General features: G+C 66.5%; 19 protein-coding genes. 9 read left to right on the top strand and 10 right to left on the bottom strand.

Features of this window, described 5'->3' with window-relative positions; all coding sequences use genetic code 11:
* Positions 1 to 5 precede the first annotated feature (5 nt).
* The gene (locus C8D03_RS17205) at positions 6 to 1,235 is read right to left on the bottom strand and encodes a metal-dependent hydrolase family protein (RefSeq protein ID WP_108048009.1); all 1,230 of its coding nucleotides are present in this window, start codon (positions 1,233 to 1,235) and stop codon (positions 6 to 8) included.
* A 231-nt stretch (positions 1,236 to 1,466) separates the two neighbouring features.
* Here C8D03_RS17205 and C8D03_RS17200 point away from each other — a divergent pair, with 231 nt between their 5' ends.
* The 7 genes from C8D03_RS17200 (at position 1,467) to C8D03_RS17170 (ending at position 8,423) form a co-directional block, all read left to right on the top strand.
* Entirely contained in the window at positions 1,467 to 2,288 is an 822-nt protein-coding gene (locus tag C8D03_RS17200) for an ABC transporter permease (RefSeq protein ID WP_181301058.1), read from the top strand.
* Positions 2,288 to 3,382 carry an ABC transporter ATP-binding protein gene (locus tag C8D03_RS17195; RefSeq protein ID WP_108048004.1) on the top strand — a complete coding sequence of 365 codons (1,095 nt, stop codon included), beginning with the start codon at positions 2,288 to 2,290 and terminating at the stop codon, positions 3,380 to 3,382. Before C8D03_RS17200 ends, C8D03_RS17195 begins: the two co-directional genes overlap by 1 nt.
* A gap of 71 nt (positions 3,383 to 3,453) precedes the next feature.
* Positions 3,454 to 4,497, top strand: coding sequence for an extracellular solute-binding protein (locus C8D03_RS17190; protein WP_108048002.1), 1,044 nt, complete (start codon positions 3,454 to 3,456; stop codon positions 4,495 to 4,497).
* Between the two features lie 2 nt (positions 4,498 to 4,499).
* Positions 4,500 to 5,354 carry an ABC transporter permease gene (locus tag C8D03_RS17185; protein ID WP_108048000.1) on the top strand — a complete coding sequence of 285 codons (855 nt, stop codon included), beginning with the start codon at positions 4,500 to 4,502 and terminating at the stop codon, positions 5,352 to 5,354.
* 10 nt (positions 5,355 to 5,364) lie between these two features.
* A complete protein-coding gene (locus C8D03_RS17180; protein WP_210203941.1) occupies positions 5,365 to 6,084 on the top strand; it encodes a GntR family transcriptional regulator in 720 nt (239 codons plus the stop codon).
* Positions 6,085 to 6,164: 80 nt separating this feature from the next.
* Entirely contained in the window at positions 6,165 to 7,376 is a 1,212-nt protein-coding gene (locus tag C8D03_RS17175) for a M24 family metallopeptidase (protein ID WP_108047996.1), read from the top strand.
* A 111-nt stretch (positions 7,377 to 7,487) separates the two neighbouring features.
* Positions 7,488 to 8,423, top strand: a complete 936-nt coding sequence (locus tag C8D03_RS17170) for a dihydrodipicolinate synthase family protein (protein ID WP_108047994.1) — start codon at positions 7,488 to 7,490, stop codon at positions 8,421 to 8,423.
* Between the two features lie 56 nt (positions 8,424 to 8,479).
* Here C8D03_RS17170 and C8D03_RS17165 read toward each other — a convergent pair whose 3' ends face one another.
* The 7 genes from C8D03_RS17165 to petA all read right to left on the bottom strand — a co-directional run bounded on the left by C8D03_RS17165 (position 8,480) and on the right by petA (position 14,646).
* Positions 8,480 to 9,124, bottom strand: coding sequence for a class II aldolase/adducin family protein (locus C8D03_RS17165; protein ID WP_108047992.1), 645 nt, complete (start codon positions 9,122 to 9,124; stop codon positions 8,480 to 8,482).
* A gap of 64 nt (positions 9,125 to 9,188) precedes the next feature.
* Positions 9,189 to 10,298 (bottom strand): S-methyl-5-thioribose-1-phosphate isomerase, encoded by a 1,110-nt coding sequence (gene mtnA / locus C8D03_RS17160; protein WP_108047990.1) that lies wholly within the window; start codon positions 10,296 to 10,298, stop codon positions 9,189 to 9,191.
* A 10-nt stretch (positions 10,299 to 10,308) separates the two neighbouring features.
* Positions 10,309 to 10,836 carry an adenine phosphoribosyltransferase gene (locus C8D03_RS17155; protein WP_108047988.1) on the bottom strand — a complete coding sequence of 176 codons (528 nt, stop codon included), beginning with the start codon at positions 10,834 to 10,836 and terminating at the stop codon, positions 10,309 to 10,311.
* Positions 10,837 to 10,840: 4 nt separating this feature from the next.
* On the bottom strand, positions 10,841 to 11,719 hold the full coding sequence (locus tag C8D03_RS17150) for an S-methyl-5'-thioadenosine phosphorylase (protein ID WP_108047986.1): 879 nt from the start codon (positions 11,717 to 11,719) through the stop codon (positions 10,841 to 10,843).
* Positions 11,720 to 11,876: 157 nt separating this feature from the next.
* Entirely contained in the window at positions 11,877 to 12,749 is an 873-nt protein-coding gene (locus C8D03_RS17145; RefSeq protein ID WP_108047984.1) for a cytochrome c1, read from the bottom strand.
* A gap of 8 nt (positions 12,750 to 12,757) precedes the next feature.
* Positions 12,758 to 14,041: a cytochrome b gene (locus C8D03_RS17140; RefSeq protein ID WP_108047982.1), complete on the bottom strand. Its 1,284-nt coding sequence runs from the start codon at positions 14,039 to 14,041 to the stop codon at positions 12,758 to 12,760.
* Between the two features lie 53 nt (positions 14,042 to 14,094).
* Positions 14,095 to 14,646 carry a ubiquinol-cytochrome c reductase iron-sulfur subunit gene (gene petA / locus C8D03_RS17135; RefSeq protein WP_282568600.1) on the bottom strand — a complete coding sequence of 184 codons (552 nt, stop codon included), beginning with the start codon at positions 14,644 to 14,646 and terminating at the stop codon, positions 14,095 to 14,097.
* 439 nt (positions 14,647 to 15,085) lie between these two features.
* Between petA and C8D03_RS26505 the strand changes: the two genes are divergently transcribed.
* Both C8D03_RS26505 and C8D03_RS26875 read left to right on the top strand, forming a co-directional pair.
* The gene (locus C8D03_RS26505) at positions 15,086 to 15,394 is read left to right on the top strand and encodes a hypothetical protein (protein ID WP_181301056.1); all 309 of its coding nucleotides are present in this window, start codon (positions 15,086 to 15,088) and stop codon (positions 15,392 to 15,394) included.
* Positions 15,391 to 16,962 (top strand): methyl-accepting chemotaxis protein, encoded by a 1,572-nt coding sequence (locus tag C8D03_RS26875; RefSeq protein ID WP_181301054.1) that lies wholly within the window; start codon positions 15,391 to 15,393, stop codon positions 16,960 to 16,962. Before C8D03_RS26505 ends, C8D03_RS26875 begins: the two co-directional genes overlap by 4 nt.
* Before the next feature lie 103 nt (positions 16,963 to 17,065).
* On the opposite strand, the gene C8D03_RS17125 is transcribed toward C8D03_RS26875, so the two are convergent.
* Complete coding sequence (locus C8D03_RS17125) at positions 17,066 to 18,931, bottom strand: ABC transporter ATP-binding protein (RefSeq protein WP_108047978.1); 1,866 nt, start codon at positions 18,929 to 18,931, stop codon at positions 17,066 to 17,068.
* Positions 18,932 to 19,115: 184 nt separating this feature from the next.
* Positions 19,116 to 19,997: a hypothetical protein gene (locus C8D03_RS17120; RefSeq protein ID WP_108047975.1), complete on the bottom strand. Its 882-nt coding sequence runs from the start codon at positions 19,995 to 19,997 to the stop codon at positions 19,116 to 19,118.
* Between the last annotated feature and the right edge of the window lie 122 nt (positions 19,998 to 20,119).

The raw sequence follows: 20,119 nt of genomic DNA, 5'->3' as shown, positions 1-20,119 counted from the left end.
CCGCCTCAGTGCAGCTCGTTCTTGAAGAACTGCCCGCCACGCATGATCGCCCGAAGGGCCCGGCCGTCGTTCTGGAACAGCGCAGGATCGCTCAACGGATCGCCGTCGACCACCAGCAGATCGGCATAGGCGCCCGGCACCAGCGCGCCGATCTCGCCCTCCATCCGGCAGAGCTTCGCGGCCATGGTCGTTGCCGAGGCCATGACCTCCTGCATCGGCAGGACCCGCGCGCGCAGCTCGAATTCGAGCGTCTGGTATTTCTGGAGCTGGCCGAGCAGGTCCGAGCCGTAGCCTATGGGCAGGCCGGCATCGCGCATGATCGTGAGCGATTCCATGCCACCCTTCCGCACCGTCTCGATCTTGGCGGCCGATTCCGGGCGAAGCCCGAAATTCGAACCTTCCAGTGCCAGCCCCTCATAGGCCGCCAGCGTCGGCACGGCGAAGGCCCCCGCCGCGGCGGCCTTCTTCGCCGTCTCCGACTGGATCAGGTTGCAGTGCTCGAGCGAGTGCACACCGCATTCCACGGCCCGCGCGATCGCCTTGTCGGTGTAGAGATGCGCCGAGACATAGGTGCCGGCGTTCTCGGCCTCCTCGACCGCGGCGCGAATCTCGTCCTTCGAGAAGCCGAGCGCGTGGATCGGATCGTTGGGCGAGGCGACGCCGCCATTCGCCATGATCTTGACGAAGGTGGCGCCGGCGCGAAGCTGCTCGCGGGCGGCAAGACGAACCGCATCGACACCATCGCAGAGCTGGCCGACCTGCCCGAGCCGGCCGGTGTAGAGCGGGCGCGTCTCCGAACGGTCGCGCGGATCGGAATGGCCGCCGGTCTGGCTCAGCGCCTTGCCGCAGATGATCAGGCGCGGGCCTTCGATCAGCCCCTCCTCGACCGCCATGACGAGGCCGAGATCGGCGCCGCCAAGATCGCGCACCGTGGTGAAGCCGCGCATCAGCATCGCCTTCATGGTCCGCGCCGTGCGCAAGGCGACGAGCGAGGACGGCGTCATCGCGTTCTGCACGCCGTTCACAACCGCGGACACGACATGGACATGCATGTCGATCAGGCCGGGCATCAGCGTACGACCACGCAGGTCGATCCGCGTCGCAGCGGGCGAACTGATCGGGCGATCGGACACCTCGACGACGCGATCCCCCTCGATCAGCACCTCGATGCCGTCGAGCAGCCGGTCCTGGGCGGGGTCGAGGAAGCGTCCCCCGGTGAACAGCATCAGGCTCATGAGACGGCTCTCCGAACGGCAAAAACGGCTGGTTCCCCACGGCGCTCGAACAGCCCGCGGGCAGGTGGGAAAAGGAACGTTCCACAGAACCCCGACACAGGCAATTGCATATTGGCGATTTTATCCAATTGACAGATGCATCCTTTCTCCGGTCTCCTGAGCGGGCTTTCGAGGGGAGTCAGCCGGTTGGCGGTCACGCAGAATTCAGTCGCATTAGCGCCCGGAACGGCTGTGCCGGGCCATCCGGCCAGCGTCGCGGCGTTGAATGGCCTTGTCCGCCTGCTCGTCGTCATCGGCGTCGCGCTGATGCTGATTCCGCTGCTGATGACGGCCTTCATGAGCCTGTTTGCCGATGGCGTGGTGACCTTCCCGCCGAGCGGCTACACCCTGTCCTGGTACGGCCGGCTCGCCGAATTCCCGAAATTCGGGCAGTCGCTGGGCACCAGCCTGCGCGTCGCTGCCATGGCGACATTCTGCAGCTTGCTGATCGGCGTCCCGGCCAGCATCGCTTTGGTGCGCTACAGTTTTCCCGGCCGCGGCCTGCTCAATGTGCTGCTGCTCTCGCCCCTCACCGTTCCCGGCGTCGTCATCGGCCTCGGCATCTATGTGCTGATGGTCGACATCGAGATTCGCACCGAGTTTCCGCTGATCGGTTCCGACTGGGTGCTGATCCTGGCGCATCTCCTGATCACGACACCCTGGGTGGTGCGCCTCTGCGTCGCCAATCTGGTGCAACTAGACCGCTCGATCGAGGAGGCTGCGGCCAATCTCGGCGCCTCGCCCGGCCGCGTGCTCTGGAGCGTGACCTTGCCGATGATGCGGCAGGGCATCATCGCGGCTGCACTCTTCGCCTTCATCGTGTCGTTCGAGAACATCGAGATGACGCTGTTCCTGATCAGCCCCGGAATGATCACCTTCCCGATCTCCGTGCTGCAATATCTCGAATACCGCTTCGATCCCCTCGTCGCCTCGGTCGTCGTCGTCCAGACGGCCGTGATCGCGGCGCTGCTGCTGGCGATCGACCGGTACGTCAAGCTGAGCAAGGTCGTCTGATGAGCACCTCTTCCCATCTCCGCATCGAGGGTCTGACCAAGATCTACGGCTCGACCGCAGCGGTCGAGGACGTCAATCTCGATGTCCGCCAGGGCGAGATGCTCGTCCTGCTCGGCCCTTCCGGCTGCGGCAAGACGACGACCTTGCGCCTCGTTGCCGGCTTCGTCGCCGCCACAAGCGGCCGCATCCTGGTCGAGGGCAAGGACTACGCTTCGCTGCCGCCCTATCAGCGCGAAATGGGCATGGTCTTCCAGAGCTATGCGCTGTTCCCGCATCTGACGGTGGCGCAGAACGTCACCTTCGGTCTGCGCATGCGCAAGCTGCCCAAACCCGAGATCGACCGGCGCCTCGAGGAGACGCTGGCGATGGTCAAGCTGACCGCCATGGCGGACCGCTTCCCGCGCCAGCTCTCGGGCGGCCAGCAGCAGCGCGTCGCCCTGGCGCGCGCGCTGGCGATCCGGCCCAAAGTGCTGCTGCTCGACGAGCCGCTGTCGAACCTCGACGCCAATCTGCGCCAGTCGGTTGCCCGCGAAATCCGCCAGCTTCAGCGCGCCGCCGGGCTGACAGCGCTGATGGTGACGCATGACCAGGACGAGGCCATGACCATGGCCGACCGGCTGGTTTTGATGAACGAGGGCAAGGTCCAGCAGGTCGGCACGCAGGAAGAGCTCTACGAGCAGCCGCTGAACCCCTTCGTCGCCCGCTTCATCGGCCACAGCAATCTCGTCACCGGCGAGCTTGTCGACGCCGACACCTTTCGCCTGCCCGGCGGCAGTGTCGTGAAGCTCGCCCGCAGCTATGCCCAGCGCGGGCAGCACACGCTGGCGCTGCGCCCCGAGCGCGTCCGGCTACACCGGGAAGGCGATGCGGCGCCGCCGCGAGCGACCGCCCGCGTCGAGGACGCGACCTATGTCGGCGGCCATGTCGACTATCTGCTCTCCTTCGAGGATGGCAGCAGCCTCGCCTTGCACGAGCCGACGGGCGCAATGGGCGGGACACGCCGCGCCATGGGCGAGAGCGTCGCCATCACCTGGGACGGCCTGAACGAGCGCCTGTTCGACGCCAGCGAGACCACGGTCCCGGCTCTGACCTGACACCGACTGCACGACCACTGCCTGAGCGACTTTTACAACGAACGCCAACCCGAAACGAGGGGATCACCGCGATGACGGATCTGTTCAAGCCCAATCGACGCCATCTGCTGACACTGGCTGCGGGCGCCGCCGCAGCGCCCTTCGCCCCAGCGATCCTGCGCGCGCAGGAAGCTTCCGGCCGCGTCGTGATGAGCACCTGGGGCGGCGACTACGCCAAGCTCCTGACCCAGAACATCGAGGACCCGCTGCTCAAGCCGAAGGGCCTCGAGGTCGTCCAGGACGCCGGCACCGAACCGACCCGCGTCGCCAAGTCGATCGCCCAGCGCCGCCTGCCGCGCGGCAGCGTCGACGTCATCTGCGTGCAGGCCCCCGCCGCCTACGATCTCGAAGATGCCGGGATGCTGGAGCCGCTCGACGAGGGCAAGGTTCCCAACCTCAAATACGTCCAGCCGACCTTCGCGACGCCCTATTCGATCCCGCATATCTACAGCCCACAGGTCATCGCCTACAGCCCCGAGCGCGTGAAGACGCCGCCGAAGAGCTACACCGAGATGGAGGCCTATGGCGGCAAGGTCGGCATTCTCGACAACAGCTACATCTGGGTCGCGATGGCCGCCGCCCTGAAGCAGCAGGGCGATCCGGGCAAGATCGCCGAGGTCAAGGCGAGCATGGAGAAGCTCGTCAAGGCCGGCGCCAAGATCTACACCTCGACCGAGGCCTTCGCCCCCGGGATCAAGTCCGGCGAGATCGATGTCGGCCTCGTCTGGCATGCCCGCGTACTGTTCTGGAACAAGGGCGGCGTCGAGATGACCTCGTCCTTCCCGGCCGAGGGCTGCATGACCTATGTCTCCAGCATGTGCGTGCTGAAGAACGCGCCCAACAAGGCCGCCGCCTTCGCCTATATCAACGCCGCGCTCGACCCGCGCGCCCAGCGCGGCTTCGCCGACAGCATGGGCTATCAGCCGACCATCACCAATGCAGCGCTGGAAGGCGAAGTCGCCAAGCGTCTGGCCATGCCGGAGGGCACGAAGCTGCTGCCCGCGCCCTATCCTCAGCTCAGCGCCGTCCGCGACGACATGAACGATTGGTGGCGCCGCACGCTGGAGCGTCGCTGATCATGACGCGCCGTCGGCCCGAGGGGCTCACCGCTTCATTGCTCATCGGGCCGGCGACCATGGTCGTCCTGCTGTCGCTCGTGCTGCCGCTGGCGCTGCTCGCCCGCTTCAGCCTGAACAAATACGACCGCAGGACCTTCATGGTCGACGCGTTCACGCCGGAGAACTATCTCCGCTTCGTCACGGACCCGTTCTATACCGGGGTTCTCTGGACGACCTTCGGCATCGCCATCGTCACGACGCTGCTCTGCCTGATCCTCGGCTTCCCGATCGCCTACAAGCTCGCCCGCTCGCAGAGCCGCTGGAAGTCGATCGGCGTGCTGCTGATCATCCTGCCACTGTTCATCGGCTCGACGGTGCGTGCGCTCGGCTGGATGGGCGTGCTCGCAAAGGGCGGCATCATCGATGCCATCTACACTGCGCTCGGCGGGCCGGGCATCTCGCTGCTCTACACCTCGTTCGCCGTCTCCATCGGCATCCTCTCGATTAACCTGCCCTATATGATCCTGACGCTGCAAAGTGTGATCGAAGGCATCGATGCGCGGCTCGAGGAGGCTGCCGACAGCCTGGGAGCCGATCCGGCACGGCGCTTCTGGCATGTCGTATTGCCGCTCGCGCTGCCCGGCATCGCCACCGGCGGCATCCTCGTCTTCATCCTTGCGATGAACGCCTATGCCACGCCCTTCCTGCTCGGCGGCGCGCGCTTCCAGATGATGGCGCCGATGCTGTATCGCGAGTTCGCGGTGAACAATAACTGGCCCTTCGCGGCAGCGATCGCCTTCATCCTGATGCTGACGACGCTCTCGCTGACGGCCATCTCCGGGCTGCTGGTGCAGCGCCGCTACAAGGCCCAGTAAGCGAGCCCCCATGACCGGCCCCCTCTCCATGCGTTCGACGCTGCCACAGTTCCGGCAGACGGTGACCGGCGCCGCAGTGGCCGAACTGCGCCGGCGCATCCTCTCCGGCTCCGTCGCCGCCGGCGAGGCGCTGCGGCAGGACGCGCTGGCAAAGGAGTTCGGCATCAGCCGCATCCCGATCCGCGAGGCCTTCCACCAACTCGCAGCCGAGGGGCTGGTCACGCTCCACCCGCATCGCGGTGCGGTCGTGACCGCGCTCTCGGCATCCGACATCGCCGAGCTCTTCGACCTGCGCGCCACGCTCGAGCCCGACCTGATGCGGCGCGCCGTGCCGCGGCTCCAGGCGAGCGATTTTGCCCGGGCGGAGACCATCCTCGCCGACTACGCCACGGCCATCGCCAATGGCGATCTCGATGCCTGGGGCGAACTCAACACCGAATATCACCTGTCGCTTTACCGGGCTGCCGGACGCAACCAGACCTTCGAGCTGGTCAGGATGCTGCTCGCCAACACCGACCGCTACACCCGCGTCCAGCTCGCCATGTCGGACGGCGCGACCACCCGGGCCAAGCGGGAGCATGCCGCCCTGCTGGATCTCTGCCGGGCCGGCGACGCCGAGGGCGCGGCGCGGCTGACGCTCGACCACGTGCTCGCCGTCCGCCACGACCTGCTCCAACTCCTCGAACCACACGAGGACGGGCTGGCCGGGACGCAAGCGCCTGCGGCCTGAAGAGGTTTCACCCGCGGCCTGACACGCCATCGTTTTCGACACCACGAACTCTCAAGACTGACCAACGAGGATAAGAGACCATGACGATCGGAGTGGGCGGATCGAGCTTCGAGGCGGAACTCGCCAGGCTGAAGCCGATGACGGACGGCATCGAGCCGATCGCGGTGAAGGAATTCAAGGAGCGCGTCGCCAAGGCGCAGGCGCTGCTGCGTGAGCAGGGCCTGCAGGCGCTCTATCTCGACACCTCGACTAGCCTGGCCTATTTCACCGGCATCCAGCTCAATCTGACCGAACGCCTGCATGGCGCGATCATCCCCGTCGAGGGCGAAATCGCCTATCTCAGCCCGGCCTTCGAGGAGCCGAAGACGCGCGAATACATGAAATTCGGCGACGACGTCCGTTGCTGGGAAGAACATGAGGACCCGACCGAGCTGGTGATCGAAACGATCCGCAGCATGGGCTACGAGAGCGGCCAGGTCGCGCTCGATCCGCATACCCCGTTCTACATCGCCGACGGCCTGCGCAAGGCCGGCAACCGCTTCTCCTTCACCCATGGCAATTCCATCACCGCCGCCTGCCGGCAGCTGAAATCGGCAGCCGAGATCGCCCTGATCCAGCGTGCCATGGACATCACCATGGAGGTGCACCGCGCCGCCGCCCGCGCCCTGCAGGTCGGCGTCACAACGGCGCAGGTCAAGATGTTCCTCGACCAGGCCCACCGCAAGCTCGGCATGAGCTGGACCAGCGGTGCCGCCCAGTTCGGCGAGGCGACCGCCTATCCCCATGGTGTGCCCTACGAGCAGACGCTTCAGGACGGCGACATGGTGCTGATCGACATGGGCACCAAGGTCGGCGGCTATCGCTCCGACATCACCCGCACCTATGTCTTCGGCGAGCCGAGCGACCGCCAGCGCGAGATCTGGAACCTCGAGAAGAAGGCGCAGCTCGCCGGCTTCGAAGCCGCGAAGCTCGGTGCGCCTTGCGAGAACGTCGATTTCGGCGCGCGCGGCGTCATCGAGGCGGCGGGCTTCGGCCCCGGCTACAAGGTGCCCGGCCTGCCGCACCGCACCGGCCACGGCCTCGGCCTAGATGTCCATGAGGAGGCCTTCATGGTGAAGGGCAACAAGACCCCGCTTCAGCTCGGCATGTGCTTCTCGGTCGAGCCGATGATGTGCATCTACGGCGAATTCGGTGTGCGGCTCGAGGACATCGCCTATATGGCGGCCGACGGCGCGCACTGGTTCACCCAGCCGTCACACACCGTCGACGATCCCTTCCACTACGAATCCTGAGCCGCGTCGCGCCTCAGACCACCGGGCCCCGACCGAAACGCCGTCGGGGCCGCTCCTGCCCCATCTCCCGATCGTTCAAGCCTGCCCAAGAAAACGCAAAGGAAACGCTCCATGGCTTCGGATGTCTTCACCGGCACCATTCCCGCCCTCATGACGCCCTGCAAGGCGGACCTCACCCCCGATTTTGATGCGCTCGTCCGCAAGGGCAAGGAGCTGATCGCCGCCGGCATGTCGGCGGTCGTCTATTGCGGCTCGATGGGCGACTGGCCGCTGCTCACCGATGAACAGCGGCAGGAGGGCGTCGCCAGGCTCGCCAAGGCCGGCGTTCCCGTGATCGTCGGCACCGGCGCCCAGAACACGCAGCGCGCCGCGGCCTTCGCCAAGCATGCCAGCGATGTCGGCGCCAAGGGGCTGATGGTCATCCCCCGCGTGCTCTCGCGCGGCCCCTCCGCATCGGCCCAGGCCGCGCATTTCGCCGCGATCCTGGAAGCCGCCAACGGCCTGCCCGCGGTGATCTACAACAGCCCCTATTACGGCTTCGAGACCCGCGCCGACCTGTTCTTCCAGCTCCGCGCCAAGTTCCCGAACCTGATCGGCTTCAAGGAGTTCGGCGGCGCCAAGAGCCTGACCTATGCGGCGGAGAACATCACCGGCCAGTCGGACGACATCACGCTGATGGTCGGGGTCGACACGCAGGTCTTCCACGGCTTCGTCAATTGCGGCGCCAGCGGCGCCATCACCGGCATCGGCAACGTCCTGCCCAAGCCTGTCCTGCATCTGGTCGCGCTCTGCGAGCAGGCCGCGAAGGGCGATGTCGGGGCGCGTGCCAAGGCGCTCGAACTCGATGGGGCGCTCGCCGTGCTGTCGAGCTTCGACGAGGGGCCGGACCTCGTGCTGTTCTACAAATACCTGATGGTTCTCGAAGGCAGCCCGGAATACGAGCTGCACTTCAACGCCTCCGACAGCCTGACCACGGGCCAGAAGCACTACGCCCGTACGCAGCTCGCGCTGTTCAACACCTGGTACGCGGGCTGGACCAAGGCCTGACGCAAAATGCGGCATCAATGAGCCCCGGCCCATATCGGACCGGGGCTCTATTCGTTTCAGCCGACCTTGCCGTAGCCAGCAAATTTCGCGCTGACGCGTGCCATTTCCTCATCGTCGAGGATGACCGGCTCAAGGCCCGATGCGAGGATGTCGAGATACTGCCCGGCGAGGTTCTCGACCTCCGCGACGATCTGATGCGCGCCAGCGAGCGAAGCGCCGAACGCGATGACCCCGTGATTGGCGAGCAGCACCGCTTTCCGCCCCTCCAGCGCGCGCATCGCATTTTCCGCCAGCTCCGGCGTGCCGAAGGTCGCGTACTCCGCGCAGCGCACGTCGGCGCCGCCGCAAAGCGCGATCATGTAGTGAAAGGCGGGGATGCCGCGCCGCGTCGCGGAGAGCGCCGTGGCGCGCGGCGAATGGGTGTGCACGATCGCCTGCGCCTCCGGCCGCGCGCGGTAGATCGCAGCATGGAACGGCCATTCCGAGGACGGCTTGCCGGCCCCCGACAGCACCGCGCCATCAAGCGACAATGCGATCAGATCCCCGGGCGTCGTCTCCGCATAGGGCAGCCCCGAGGGGGTGATCAGGAAACCGGCCTGCGTCCGCGCCGAGACATTGCCCGATTTCGACGGGCAGAAGCCCGCCCTGTCGATCGCCTGCGCGACCGCGACGATCGCCTCGCCGATTTCGTCCTTGCTCATCGCCGTGCCCTGTTCATCGTCCTGCCCTGTTCATCGTCCTGCCCTGTTCATCGCCCCGGCCTGCTCATGCCGCCGCTCCCCTCACCTGATCCGGAAACAGCCGGGCGAGCCCTTCCGCGCTGGCCGGTGTGACGCCGCGCTCGGTGATCAGCCCGGTGACGAGCCGCGCCGGCGTCACGTCGAAAGCTGGATTCGCCGCGTCGCTGCCAGGCGCGACCACACGGAACGACCTCACCTCGCCATCCTCGCCAAGCCCGGTCAGATGCGTGACCTCGCGCGCCGCGCGCTCCTCGATCGGGATCTCGCGCAGGCCATCCGACAGCCCCCAGTCGATCGTCGGCGAGGGCAGCGCCACATAGAAGGGCACGCCGTTGTCGTGCGCGGCCAGCGCCTTGAGGTAGGTCCCGATCTTGTTTGCGACATCGCCGGTTGCCGTCGTCCGGTCGGTGCCGACGATCACCATGTCGACCTCGCCATGCTGCATGAGATGCCCGCCGGCATTGTCGGCAATCACGGTGTGCGGCACGCCATGCGCCCCGAGTTCATAGGCGGTCAGCGCCGCCCCCTGGTTGCGCGGCCTGGTCTCGTCGACCCAGACATGGAGGGGGATTCCGGCATCATGGGCGAGATAGATCGGCGCCAAAGCCGTGCCCCAGTCGACGGTTGCGAGCCAGCCGGCATTGCAATGCGTCAGGATGTTGATGGCCCGCTCGGCCGGACGCCCCGAGGCGATGGCGCGGATCAGCCCGAGCCCATGCTCGCCGATGGCGCGGCAGAGCGCGACATCCTCGTCACAGATCGCGGCGGCCTCGCTGTAGGCGGCGGCCATCCGCTCCTCCGGCGACAGCGCCACGAGCCGCCCCCGCATCCGGGCCAGGGCCCAGTGCAGGTTGACCGCGGTCGGCCGTGTCGCGCCAAGCAAAACAAGCGCTGCCTCCAGCGACGCGTCGGACGGCTCCGCACGCATCGCCAGCGCCATGCCATAGGCAGCCGTTGCCCCGATCAGCGGCGCACCCCGCACGATCATGCTGCGGATCGCCTCGGCAGCCGCCTCGGCCGAGGATAGCGTCACGGTCTCGAAGCGAAAGGGCAGCCGTGTCTGGTCGATGACGCAGACGCGCCAGCCATCCTGCGCCAACCAGATCGTCCGGTAGGCCTGACCGTGAATCCTCATGCCGACCGCCTCAGTGCCCCGCGAAGGAGACCAGCGTGCGCACGGGCACGCCGAGCCGCCTGATCTTGTCGGCGCCGCCGAGATCCGGCAGGTCGACGATGAAGCAGGCGGCGACGACCTCAGCCCCCAATTGCGACAGCAGGTTGACCGCCCCCTCGGCCGTGCCGCCGGTCGCGATCAGATCGTCGACCAGCAGCACGCGCTCGCCCGGCACGACGGCGTCGGTATGGATCTCGATCTCGTCGGTGCCGTATTCCAGCGAATAGCTCACGCTGACCGTCTCGTGCGGCAGCTTGCCCTTCTTGCGCACCGGCACGAAGCCGGCCGAGAGCTGGTGCGCCACGGCACCGCCGAGGATGAAGCCGCGCGCCTCGATGCCGGCGATCTTGGCGATCTTCAGCCCCGCGAAAGGCTGCACCAGCTCGTCCACGGCGCGGCGAAACGCACGCGCATTGCCGAGCAGCGTGGTGATGTCGCGGAAGATGATGCCGGGCTTGGGATAATCCGGAATCGCGCGGATGGTATCGGCAAGGTTCATCGGCTCAGGCCGCTTTCAGGATGCGTCCCGCGACCGCGTCGAGCTTGGCGAGCAGGGCAGGATCGCGGGCGTCGGGCGCGGTGATGATGGCATTGTCGAGCGCATTGTGGGAGCCCGCCGGACAGGGCACGCGCTCGGCCGGGAAATCGGCGGCGAGCCGCGCCACCAGCCGCTTCGCCTTGTCGGCATTTTCATGCAGCACCTTGACCACGGCGGCGACATCGACCGGCCCGTGCTCCTCGTGCCAGCAGTCGAAATCCGTCACCATCGCCACCGTCGCATAGGTGATCTCGGCCTCGCGGGCGAGCTTGGCCTCCGGCATCGCGGTCATGCCGATCAGGTCATAGCCCAGACCTTTGTAGGTCATGGACTCGGCATAGGTCGAGAATTGCGGCCCCTCCATCGTCACCAGCGTTCCGCCTCGCACTAAGGACAGGCCCTCGGCCGTGGCCGCCTCGGCGATGCGCGCCTGCAGGGCAGGCCCGACGGGCCGGGCGAGCGAGACATGCGCGACGCAGCCCTTGCCGAAGAACGAGCTCTGGCGCCCGCTGGTGCGGTCGACGAACTGGTCGACCAGCACGAACAGGCCGGGGGCCAGCTCCGCCTTGTAGGAGCCGCAAGCCGAGAGCGAGACGAGATCGGTGACCCCGGCCCGCTTCATCACGTCGATATTGGCACGGTAGTTGATCTCGGAGGGCGGGATCGCGTGGCCGCGGCCATGACGCGGCAGGAAGACGATCTTCGTCGCCCCGATCCGGCCGATCCGCAGCACGTCCGAGGGCTCGCCCCAGGGGCTTTCGACGCGCTCCTCGCGCAGATCGGTCAATCCCGGCAGGTCGTAGATGCCGGACCCGCCGATGATTCCGAGAACGGATTCGCTCATGCGTGTTTCCCTGATCAAAAGCGCGACGCAAGCAGCTTGCATGGCAAGCAGGCTTGCATGACGGTGTTATCAAACGGCCGCAGCGCCATGTACAACAGCACAGGTCGCCAACGAAAAAGGCCCCGTCTCCGGGGCCCTCTCCTGATATCGTATGCGATCAGTGGTGCAGCGGCGAGCCGTCCGGCATGCGCGCCCAGACCTTCTTCTTCGTATAGTAGAGCAGCCCGCCGAAGATCAGCAGGAACAGCATCACCTGCAGGCCGATGCGCTTGCGCTGTTCGAGATGCGGCTCGGCTGCCCAGACGAGGAAGGCCGAGACGTCCTTGGCATACTGGGCCACGGTCTCGGGAACCTGCGGCTGGCCGTCCGGCCCCTTCGGATACTCGATCTGCCCGTCGTTGAGCGGCTTCGGCATCGCGATCAGATGGCCGGGCATATAGGTGTTGTAGTACTGGCCGGGCATCAGGGTGACGCCCTCGGGCGGCGGGTCCTTGTAGCCGCCCAGAAGCGCGGCGATGTAGTCGGGCCCCTGCTCCTGGTACTGCGTGAAGATGTCGAACACGAAGCGCGGGAAGCCGCGCTCATAGGTGCGTGCCTTGGCGATCACCGAGAGATCGACCGGGAACGCCCCGCCATTGGCCGCGCGGGCCGCTTGCTCATTGGCGAACGGGGCCGGGAACGGATCGGCCGGGCGGCCCGGACGCTCGAACATTTCGCCCTGGTCGTTGGGGCCGTCCTTGACCTGGTAGGTCGCGGCCAGCCCCGTGACCTGACCCGGGCTGAATTCCGGACCGCCCGGCTGCGACAGGTTGCGGATGCGCAGCAGCGACATCGAGTGGCAGTTGGCGCAGACCTCCTTGACGACCTTGAAGCCGCGCTGGAGCTGGGCCCGGTCGAACTTGCCGAACGGTCCGGAGAAGGACCAGCTCAGAGCCGGCGGCTCGATGCGGTCGCCGGCCGCCTGCGCGGTCAGCGGCAGGGCGGCAAGCAGGAGGCCGAAGGCGGCCGAACGGACCGAAATCTTGCTCATCGTTCGTCTCAGCCCTTGGCGTTGGGTTCGGCAGCGGCGGCGGTGGCCATCCGCGCACCCGATCCGCCCTGCAGCGGACCGAGCACGGAATCGGCGATCGAATTCGGCAGCGCCTTCGGCCGTTCGAACAGGCCGACGATGAAGAGCGCCACGAAGAAGCCGAAATACAGCGCCGTGAAGATCCGGGAGGCGGTGACATAGCCACCCTCCGCCGGCATCGCACCGAGCCAGCCGAGACCGATGCAAACCACGACAAAAGCCCAGAACAACTGGCGGGCGATCGGACGATAGCTCATCGACTTGACCTTGGAGGTGTCGATCCAGGGCAGGAAGGCGAGGACCACGATGGCCGCGCCCATCGCCAGCACGCCGCCGAGCTTGTCGGGGATGGCGCGCAGGATCGCGTAGAACGGCAGGAAGTACCATTCCGGAACGATATGCGACGGCGTTACCGCAGGGTTGGCCGGGATGTAGTTGTCGGCATGGCCCATGAAGTTGGGCTGATAGAACACGAAATAGGAGAACACGAAGACGAAGCAGACCATCCCGAACACGTCCTTGATGGTCGCGTAGGGGGTGAACGGCACGGTGTCCTTCTCGACGTTCTTCACCTCGACGCCGGTCGGGTTGTTCTGCCCGACGTGATGCAGCGCCCAGACGTGCAGGATGACCACGCCGAAGATCATGAACGGCAGCAGGTAGTGCAGCGAGAAGAAGCGGTTCAGCGTCGGATTATCGACCGAGAAGCCACCCCACAGGAAGGTCACGATCGTTTCGCCGACCACCGGCAGGGCCGAGAACAGGTTGGTGATGACGGTCGCGCCCCAGAACGACATCTGGCCCCAGGGCAGGACGTAGCCCATGAAGGCGGTCGCCATCATCAGCAGGAAGATCACCACGCCGAGGATCCAGAGCACCTCGCGCGGGGCCTTATAGGAGCCGTAATACAGGCCGCGGAAGATGTGGACATAGACGGCGACGAAGAACATCGAGGCGCCGTTGGAATGCAGGTAGCGCAGCAGCCAGCCATAGTTCACGTCGCGCATGATGTGCTCGACGGAGTTGAAGGCCATCGTCGCATGCGGCGTGTAATGCATCACCAGGATGACGCCGGTCACGATCTGCGCGACCAGCATGAACATCAGGATGCCGCCGAAGGTCCAGAAGTAGTTCAGGTTGCGCGGGACCGGGTAGGACACCGCCGAATCATGCGCGAGGCGGATGATCGGCAGGCGCGCATCGAGCCAGCGCTCGAATCCGGTCTTCGGGACGTAGGAACTGTGACCACTCATGCGGAATGCCTCGGGGCTGTCTCTTCCAGGCGGGAACGGGTCGAGCGCATCGCTCAGCCGATCCTGATCTTGGTGTCGGCGCTGAACGCATAGGGCGGCACCGGCAGGTTGAACGGCGCCGGGCCCTTGCGGATACGGCCGGAGGAATCGTAGTGCGAACCGTGGCAGGGGCAGAACCAGCCGTCGAAATCGCCCTTCGGATCGCCGGGGGAGTTGCCGAGCGGCACGCAGCCGAGATGGGTGCAGTTGCCATAGACGATCAGGAACTGCTCATGGCCTTCCTTGACGCGGGCCTGGTCGGCTTGCGGATCGGGAAGCGTCGCGACATTCACCGCACGGGCCTCGTCGATCTCCTTTTTCGTGCGATGGCGCACGAAGATCAGCTTGCCGCGCCAGAACAGCTTGATCGCCTGGCCTTCGGCGACCGGAGCGAGATCGACGTCGATCGGCGCGCCGGCGGCGACCGTTGCGGCGTCGGGCGCGAGCTGCATCACCAGCGGCACGGCGACGGCACCGAGGCCGACGACACCGGCGGCGCCGGTCGCCAGCATGAGGAAATCGCGGCGGGTGGTTTCGGTCGATGTCGTATCGGTCGCGTGCGCCACGATCCAATCCTCTAAAACGTCAGTCGAGCCTTGGAACAACTCGAAATTACAGCCCTGCGCCCGTCTTACGGGCGTGTCGTCACGGCCGCAATGCGGCGGCGCGTCACTGTCGCGCTCTTTGGCATGCAGTTTGGACGAAGTCTACTGTTCCGCCCCATTCCCGTCGCAGCGGGCGCGACGCTTTCCGGCGACGCGCACGACGTCGCCCTCGGCGAGTTCCGACGACGCCTCCGGCCGGCAGCAGAGTCCAAACTGCTCGCCGGCCCCACAGCCTGAATCGGCTTCGAAACCCGATTCCTTGGCGCCCTGGCGTATTCCCGGGCGCCCGGGCAAGCGCTTCGCGCGTCCGGAGCCGGCCGTAACCGCCTGCCAAGGGGAAAATTAACCATGCCCGTGCGATACCGGCAGCGTCGATCCGCCGACCGAGCCCCGCGACACGATGCGTTTTTCTGCTTGGCTTCCCGCGATAATGATCGCCGCCATATCGACAGCCATGATCCCTGTTCTGGCCGCCCGCCCGCTGGACGCATCGCTCGCGGCGGGCGTGTTTCCTCCCTGGTGGAGCCAGGCCGAGATTCTGACGGCAGCGGCGGGGGCCGGCGCGATTCTGGCGACCGGAACGCTGCCCTTCGTCGTCATCGTGCGCTCCGCAGGCGGCGATGCGGCGAAGCGCCTGAGCGATCAGGGCGCTCTTTTTTCACTCGACCCCAATGGCGCTGCCATGTGTGCAAGGACCGAACCCCGATGACGATGAGCATCTTCGACTTTCGGCGGCTCGGAAACCGCGTCATCGTCGCGGCCATCTGGGCTGCCGTACCGACCGTGCTGCTGGTCCCGAATGCACCGGGCGCCGTCGCCGCCGCCGGAGTCGCGCTGGGCGCAACCGCGACCGCACTGGCGTGGTTCGACCGGGGCGAGACCGGGACGCGGGTCGCGCTCGGCGTGTCCTTGATGGTCGCCGTTTCGCTGGTCGTGGCCGCCCTTGCCGGCCATCCCTGGCAGATCGACCTGCACATGGCCTATTTCGCCGCCCTCGCCATGCTGATCATCTACTGCGACTGGGTTGTCATCGCCGCGGCGGCAGCGGTTGTCGCCGTCCACCATCTGCTCCTCTCCTTCGTTATGCCCGGGCTCGTCTTCCCCGGCGACGGCGCACTCGGACGGGTCCTCGTCCACGCCGTGATCCTGGTCGCCGAGGCGGTCACACTGGCCTGGGCGGCCCAGACCATTCGCGGAACGCTCGCGGCCGCCGAGCATTCGCTCGCACGGGCGGACGCCGCGCTCGGCGAGGCCGCCACCGCACAACAGGCAGCCGAGGCGGCAAGCGAACTCACCGAACGCGCCCGCAACGCGCAGCAGGCTTCGATGGCGGAGAGTGCTGCCCTGCAGCAGGCCGTCGATCGCGAGCGCGCACTGATCGTCGCCGGTCTCGCGCAGGGCCTGGACAGCCTGGCGCGCGGCGACCTCACCCATCGGATCGGCACCGCATTCCCGGCCGACTACGAGAAGCTGCGCTCGGATTTCAACCATGCATCCGAAAGGCTGAACGACACGATGCGGAGCATCGCGATCGTGGCGAAGGCGATTCGCGGCGCGGGCGAGGAAATCAGCACCGGCTCTCTCGACCTCGCCCAGCGCACGGAACAGCAGGCCGCCTCGCTTCAGGAGAGCGCCTCGACGGCCGAACAGCTCGCGGCTTCGGTGAAGCTCACCACGCAATCCTCCCAGCAGGCCGTCGCACAGGCCCGCAATGCGACGGACATCGCCGAAAAGGGCGGGGAGATCGTCGGTTCGGCCGTGCATGCCATGGCAGAGATCGAAACCTCCGCGCAGAAGATCTCCGACATCACCAGCGTCATCGACGACATCGCCTTTCAGACCAATCTGCTCGCGCTCAACGCGGCCGTCGAGGCCGCGAGAGCGGGCGAGGCGGGCAAGGGCTTTGCCGTCGTTGCCGCCGAAGTGCGGGTTCTGGCGCAGCGCTCCGGCGAGGCGGCCAAGGATATCGAAGCCCTGATCGCCGCATCGAACAGCCACGTGATCGAGGGCGCGCGGCTGGTCCGTTCGTCCGGCGAGGCCTTGCATGACATCGTCCTGGCGTCGAACGGCGTGGCTGCGACAGTGTCGGAGGTCGCGGCGGCATCGATCGAACAGTCGCGCGGCATCGAGGACATGAGCCGAACCGTCGCGAAACTCGACGAGATGACCCAGCAGAATGCCTCCCTGGCCGAGCAGAGTTCGGCATCGGCCATGTCGCAGACCAGCCAGATCGAGACGTTGACGAAGCTGGTGACGAGCTTCAGGACAGCGGCCTAGCAAGCGGCGCCCGGCCCGAGAGCGCCTCGCCAGAGAAGCGCCTGGCCCAAGACCATGGCGCCTCCGCTCCGGCGGAGCGCCGGAGCCGCGATGTCCGCCCTGCTCAGGCGGAAATCGTCTCCGGATCCGCAGCCGCCAGGAAGCCGCCCGACTGGCGCGACCAGAGACGGCCATAGAGACCGCCCCGCGCCACCAGCTCGGCATGGCTGCCGACATCGACGATCTGGCCCTTGTCGAGCACGATCAGCCGGTCGAGCGCGGCGATGGTGGACAGCCGATGCGCGATCGCGATCACCGTCTTGCCCTGCATCAGCGCGGTGAGCTGCTCCTGGATCGCCGCCTCGACCTCCGAATCGAGCGCCGAGGTCGCCTCGTCCAGGATCAGGATCGGCGCGTCCTTGAGCAGGACCCGCGCAATCGCGATGCGCTGGCGCTGGCCGCCCGAGAGTTTCACGCCCCGCTCGCCGACGCGCGAATCGAAACCCTGCCGACCGTCCTGATCGCTCAGCCCCAGCACGAACTCATGCGCCGAGGCCTGCCGCGCGGCTTCCGCGATCTCGGCCGACGTCGAGCCCATGCGGCCATAGGCGATGTTGTCGCCGATCGAGCGGTGCAGCAGCGAATTATCCTGCGTCACCATGCCGATCTGGGCGCGAAGCGTGTCCTGCGTGACATGGGCGATGTCCTGCCCGTCGATCAGGATGCGCCCGCCCTCGAGCGGATAGAGCCGCAGCAGCAGGTTGACCAGCGTCGACTTGCCGGCGCCCGAGGGGCCCACCAGCCCGATCTTCTCGCCGGGCCTGATCTCGAGATCGAGCCCCTCGAACAGCCCGCCGCCCTTGCCGTAATTGAAGCGGACCTTGTCGAAGCGGATGCTGCCGCGGTCGACGACGAGCGGCACGGCATCCGCCGCGTCGGTCAGGTCATGCGGCCGGGCGATCGTCTCCATGCTCTCCTGCACGGAGCCGAGATTCTCGAACACGCCGCGCACGAGATGGATCAGCCAGGTCGACATCTGGACGAGCCGCAGCACCAGCCCGATCGAGGCCGCGACCGCGCCGGGCGTCATCGAACCCTGGCTCCAGAGCCACAGGCACAGCCAGGCCGTGACGACGACCAGCAGGCTGTTCATCGTCTGCAGGATGACGCTGACGCCGGTGATCAGCCGCGACAGGTTCAGGAAGGACGCATTCCAGCGCGTCAGCGAATCGCGCACGGCCGAGCGCTCGGCATCGGCACGGGCGAAGAGCTTGACCGTCAGGATGTTGGTGTAGGCATCGACGATGCGCCCAGTCGTCGAGGAGCGCCCGAGCGAATTCGCTTCCGAGCGCTTCTTGGCGCGCGGCACGAAGTAGATCAGCAGCACGATATAGGCCGCGAGCCAGACCAGGACCGGCAGCGCCAGCCAGAGCGAGGTCGAACCGAAGAAGCCGATCGCGACCGAGGCGAAGATCAGCGCGTACCAGAGGTCGTCGATGACCTCGATCGTCGCGCCCCGGATCGATTGGCCCGCCTGGATGACGCGCGAGGACAAGCGTCCCGCGAAATCGTTCTGAAAATAGCCGAGCGCATGGCCGAGCGTGTAGACATGGTTGCGCCAGCGGATCTGGTTGGTGATCTGCGGCACCACGACCTGGTCGACGATGGCGTGGTTGGCGAAATAGATCAGCGGCCTGAGCACCACGAGCACGAAAGCCGCCGCCAGCAGCATCGTGCCATGGTCGCGGAAGATCGTCTGCGGCGACTGCGTCGAGAGCAGGTCGACGAACCAGCCGACCATCAGATACATCGCCGCCTCGATGCCGCTGAAGCCCAAGCCCGTCAGCATGATCAGGGCCATCCAGCCCTTCACGCCCTTGATGTGGTGCCACATGAACGGCCAGACGCCGCGCGGCGGAGTCTCGCGCTCGTTGAAGGGCGCAAAGACGTCGATCCGGCTCTCGAGCCAGCGGAACAGGGCGGTAAACATGTCCGCCCTCCTCTGGACCGGCATGGCGACGAAAACGTGGTGTGATATGGGGCGCTTCGCCCGCGAAGACCAGCGTTCTTGACGCATGCCGGGCCGTCACCGCGTGACAGCAGTCCTCGGCGCCCCCGCGCCCGCCAACGATCAAGACGCTATGTCGGCTCACCCGCAACGGCACGAGGCGCGGCTACATCTTGCGTGCGATCAGCCCGCCGTAATTGTTGGAGCTTCCGGACATCACCGTTTCGCTCCGGCCGGAATCGCCGCGGCTGAAGGTTTCCTCCGTCGGCTTCACCCCCGGTTTCGGCTGCCAGGTGATGAACGGACCGTTCGCGCGCATCACGTAGCGGCCCTGGTTGCCGATCTTCTTCGACGGCGTCCATTTCGGCGAGGGTCGGGTGTCGATGTAGTTCACCGTGCCGTCGGGATGGAAATAGTAGTAATAGGTGTTGCCGTCATTGACGTCCCACCAACCGACCAACCAGTCGGGCCCGCTGGCGACCGTTGTTTCCTGCGTGATCTGCCAGAACCAGAGCGGCCTGCTCTTGAGGAAGCCTGCGCCGATGACGGCGTTCTGGTTGCCGGCACGCTTGGCCGCCCCTTTCGCCGACTGGAAGATGGCCTCGCCATCCCAGAACTCGATATGCCCCCCACCGAAGATCAGGACGCCCTGCAGCCCCTCGATCTCCGAAAACTCGACGACCTGGTCGGTCGGGCCGTATTTGTAGGTGAGGTAGGAGCGGAACTCGTCGACATTGAGGACATAGTTCTTGCCACCGCTCAGCGTGGTGTTGTCGCGGCCGACGGGACCGGCCTTGGGAATCGGCTGTGAGGTGGCGTTGAAGGACAGGCTCGCCTGCAGGCAGCAGGAGGTGCTGTGCAGCATCGGCAGGGGCTTCTTGCCCTGCGCCTCGCGCTCGATGTTCTCGATCTTCCGCTTCTCGTTTTCCTTGTCCTCGACCGCATGCTGGTCCTTGAGCCATTTCTCGATGTCCGGCGGCAGCGACTTGAAGTCCCTGTAGGCGCTGCGCATGGCTTCGAAATTCTGGCGGATCTTGGCGTAGGGCATCGGTCCCTCCCCAGGCGCGAACGCAGCGGCCGGAGACGCCGCCGATGGCCCTATCGTCGAACCGCCGGACGGCAGGGCGCATCCCTCATTTGAGGGACCGAGCCTGCAATCGGCCCGCTTTC

The organism is Bosea sp. 124 (genome assembly GCF_003046175.1).
Taxonomy (GTDB): Bacteria; Pseudomonadota; Alphaproteobacteria; order Rhizobiales; family Beijerinckiaceae; genus Allobosea.
This window is presented reverse-complemented; position numbering and strand designations above follow the sequence as displayed.

What these genes read in the sequence shown, in the direction of transcription:
- C8D03_RS17165 (WP_108047992.1), bottom strand. Translation starts at nt 9,124, where the DNA reads ATGAGCAAGGACGAAATCGGCGAGGCGATCGTCGCGGTCGCGCAGGCG.
- C8D03_RS17195 (WP_108048004.1), top strand. Translation starts at nt 2,288, where the DNA reads ATGAGCACCTCTTCCCATCTCCGCATCGAGGGTCTGACCAAGATCTAC.
- C8D03_RS26875 (WP_181301054.1), top strand. Translation starts at nt 15,391, where the DNA reads ATGACGATGAGCATCTTCGACTTTCGGCGGCTCGGAAACCGCGTCATC.
- C8D03_RS17155 (WP_108047988.1), bottom strand. Translation starts at nt 10,836, where the DNA reads ATGAACCTTGCCGATACCATCCGCGCGATTCCGGATTATCCCAAGCCC.
- C8D03_RS17170 (WP_108047994.1), top strand. Translation starts at nt 7,488, where the DNA reads ATGGCTTCGGATGTCTTCACCGGCACCATTCCCGCCCTCATGACGCCC.
- C8D03_RS17150 (WP_108047986.1), bottom strand. Translation starts at nt 11,719, where the DNA reads ATGAGCGAATCCGTTCTCGGAATCATCGGCGGGTCCGGCATCTACGAC.
- mtnA (WP_108047990.1), bottom strand. Translation starts at nt 10,298, where the DNA reads ATGAGGATTCACGGTCAGGCCTACCGGACGATCTGGTTGGCGCAGGAT.
- C8D03_RS17190 (WP_108048002.1), top strand. Translation starts at nt 3,454, where the DNA reads ATGACGGATCTGTTCAAGCCCAATCGACGCCATCTGCTGACACTGGCT.
- C8D03_RS17180 (WP_210203941.1), top strand. Translation starts at nt 5,365, where the DNA reads ATGACCGGCCCCCTCTCCATGCGTTCGACGCTGCCACAGTTCCGGCAG.
- C8D03_RS17140 (WP_108047982.1), bottom strand. Translation starts at nt 14,041, where the DNA reads ATGAGTGGTCACAGTTCCTACGTCCCGAAGACCGGATTCGAGCGCTGG.
- C8D03_RS17205 (WP_108048009.1), bottom strand. Translation starts at nt 1,235, where the DNA reads ATGAGCCTGATGCTGTTCACCGGGGGACGCTTCCTCGACCCCGCCCAG.
- C8D03_RS26505 (WP_181301056.1), top strand. Translation starts at nt 15,086, where the DNA reads ATGCGTTTTTCTGCTTGGCTTCCCGCGATAATGATCGCCGCCATATCG.
- C8D03_RS17185 (WP_108048000.1), top strand. Translation starts at nt 4,500, where the DNA reads ATGACGCGCCGTCGGCCCGAGGGGCTCACCGCTTCATTGCTCATCGGG.
- C8D03_RS17120 (WP_108047975.1), bottom strand. Translation starts at nt 19,997, where the DNA reads ATGCCCTACGCCAAGATCCGCCAGAATTTCGAAGCCATGCGCAGCGCC.
- C8D03_RS17125 (WP_108047978.1), bottom strand. Translation starts at nt 18,931, where the DNA reads ATGTTTACCGCCCTGTTCCGCTGGCTCGAGAGCCGGATCGACGTCTTT.
- C8D03_RS17145 (WP_108047984.1), bottom strand. Translation starts at nt 12,749, where the DNA reads ATGAGCAAGATTTCGGTCCGTTCGGCCGCCTTCGGCCTCCTGCTTGCC.
- C8D03_RS17175 (WP_108047996.1), top strand. Translation starts at nt 6,165, where the DNA reads ATGACGATCGGAGTGGGCGGATCGAGCTTCGAGGCGGAACTCGCCAGG.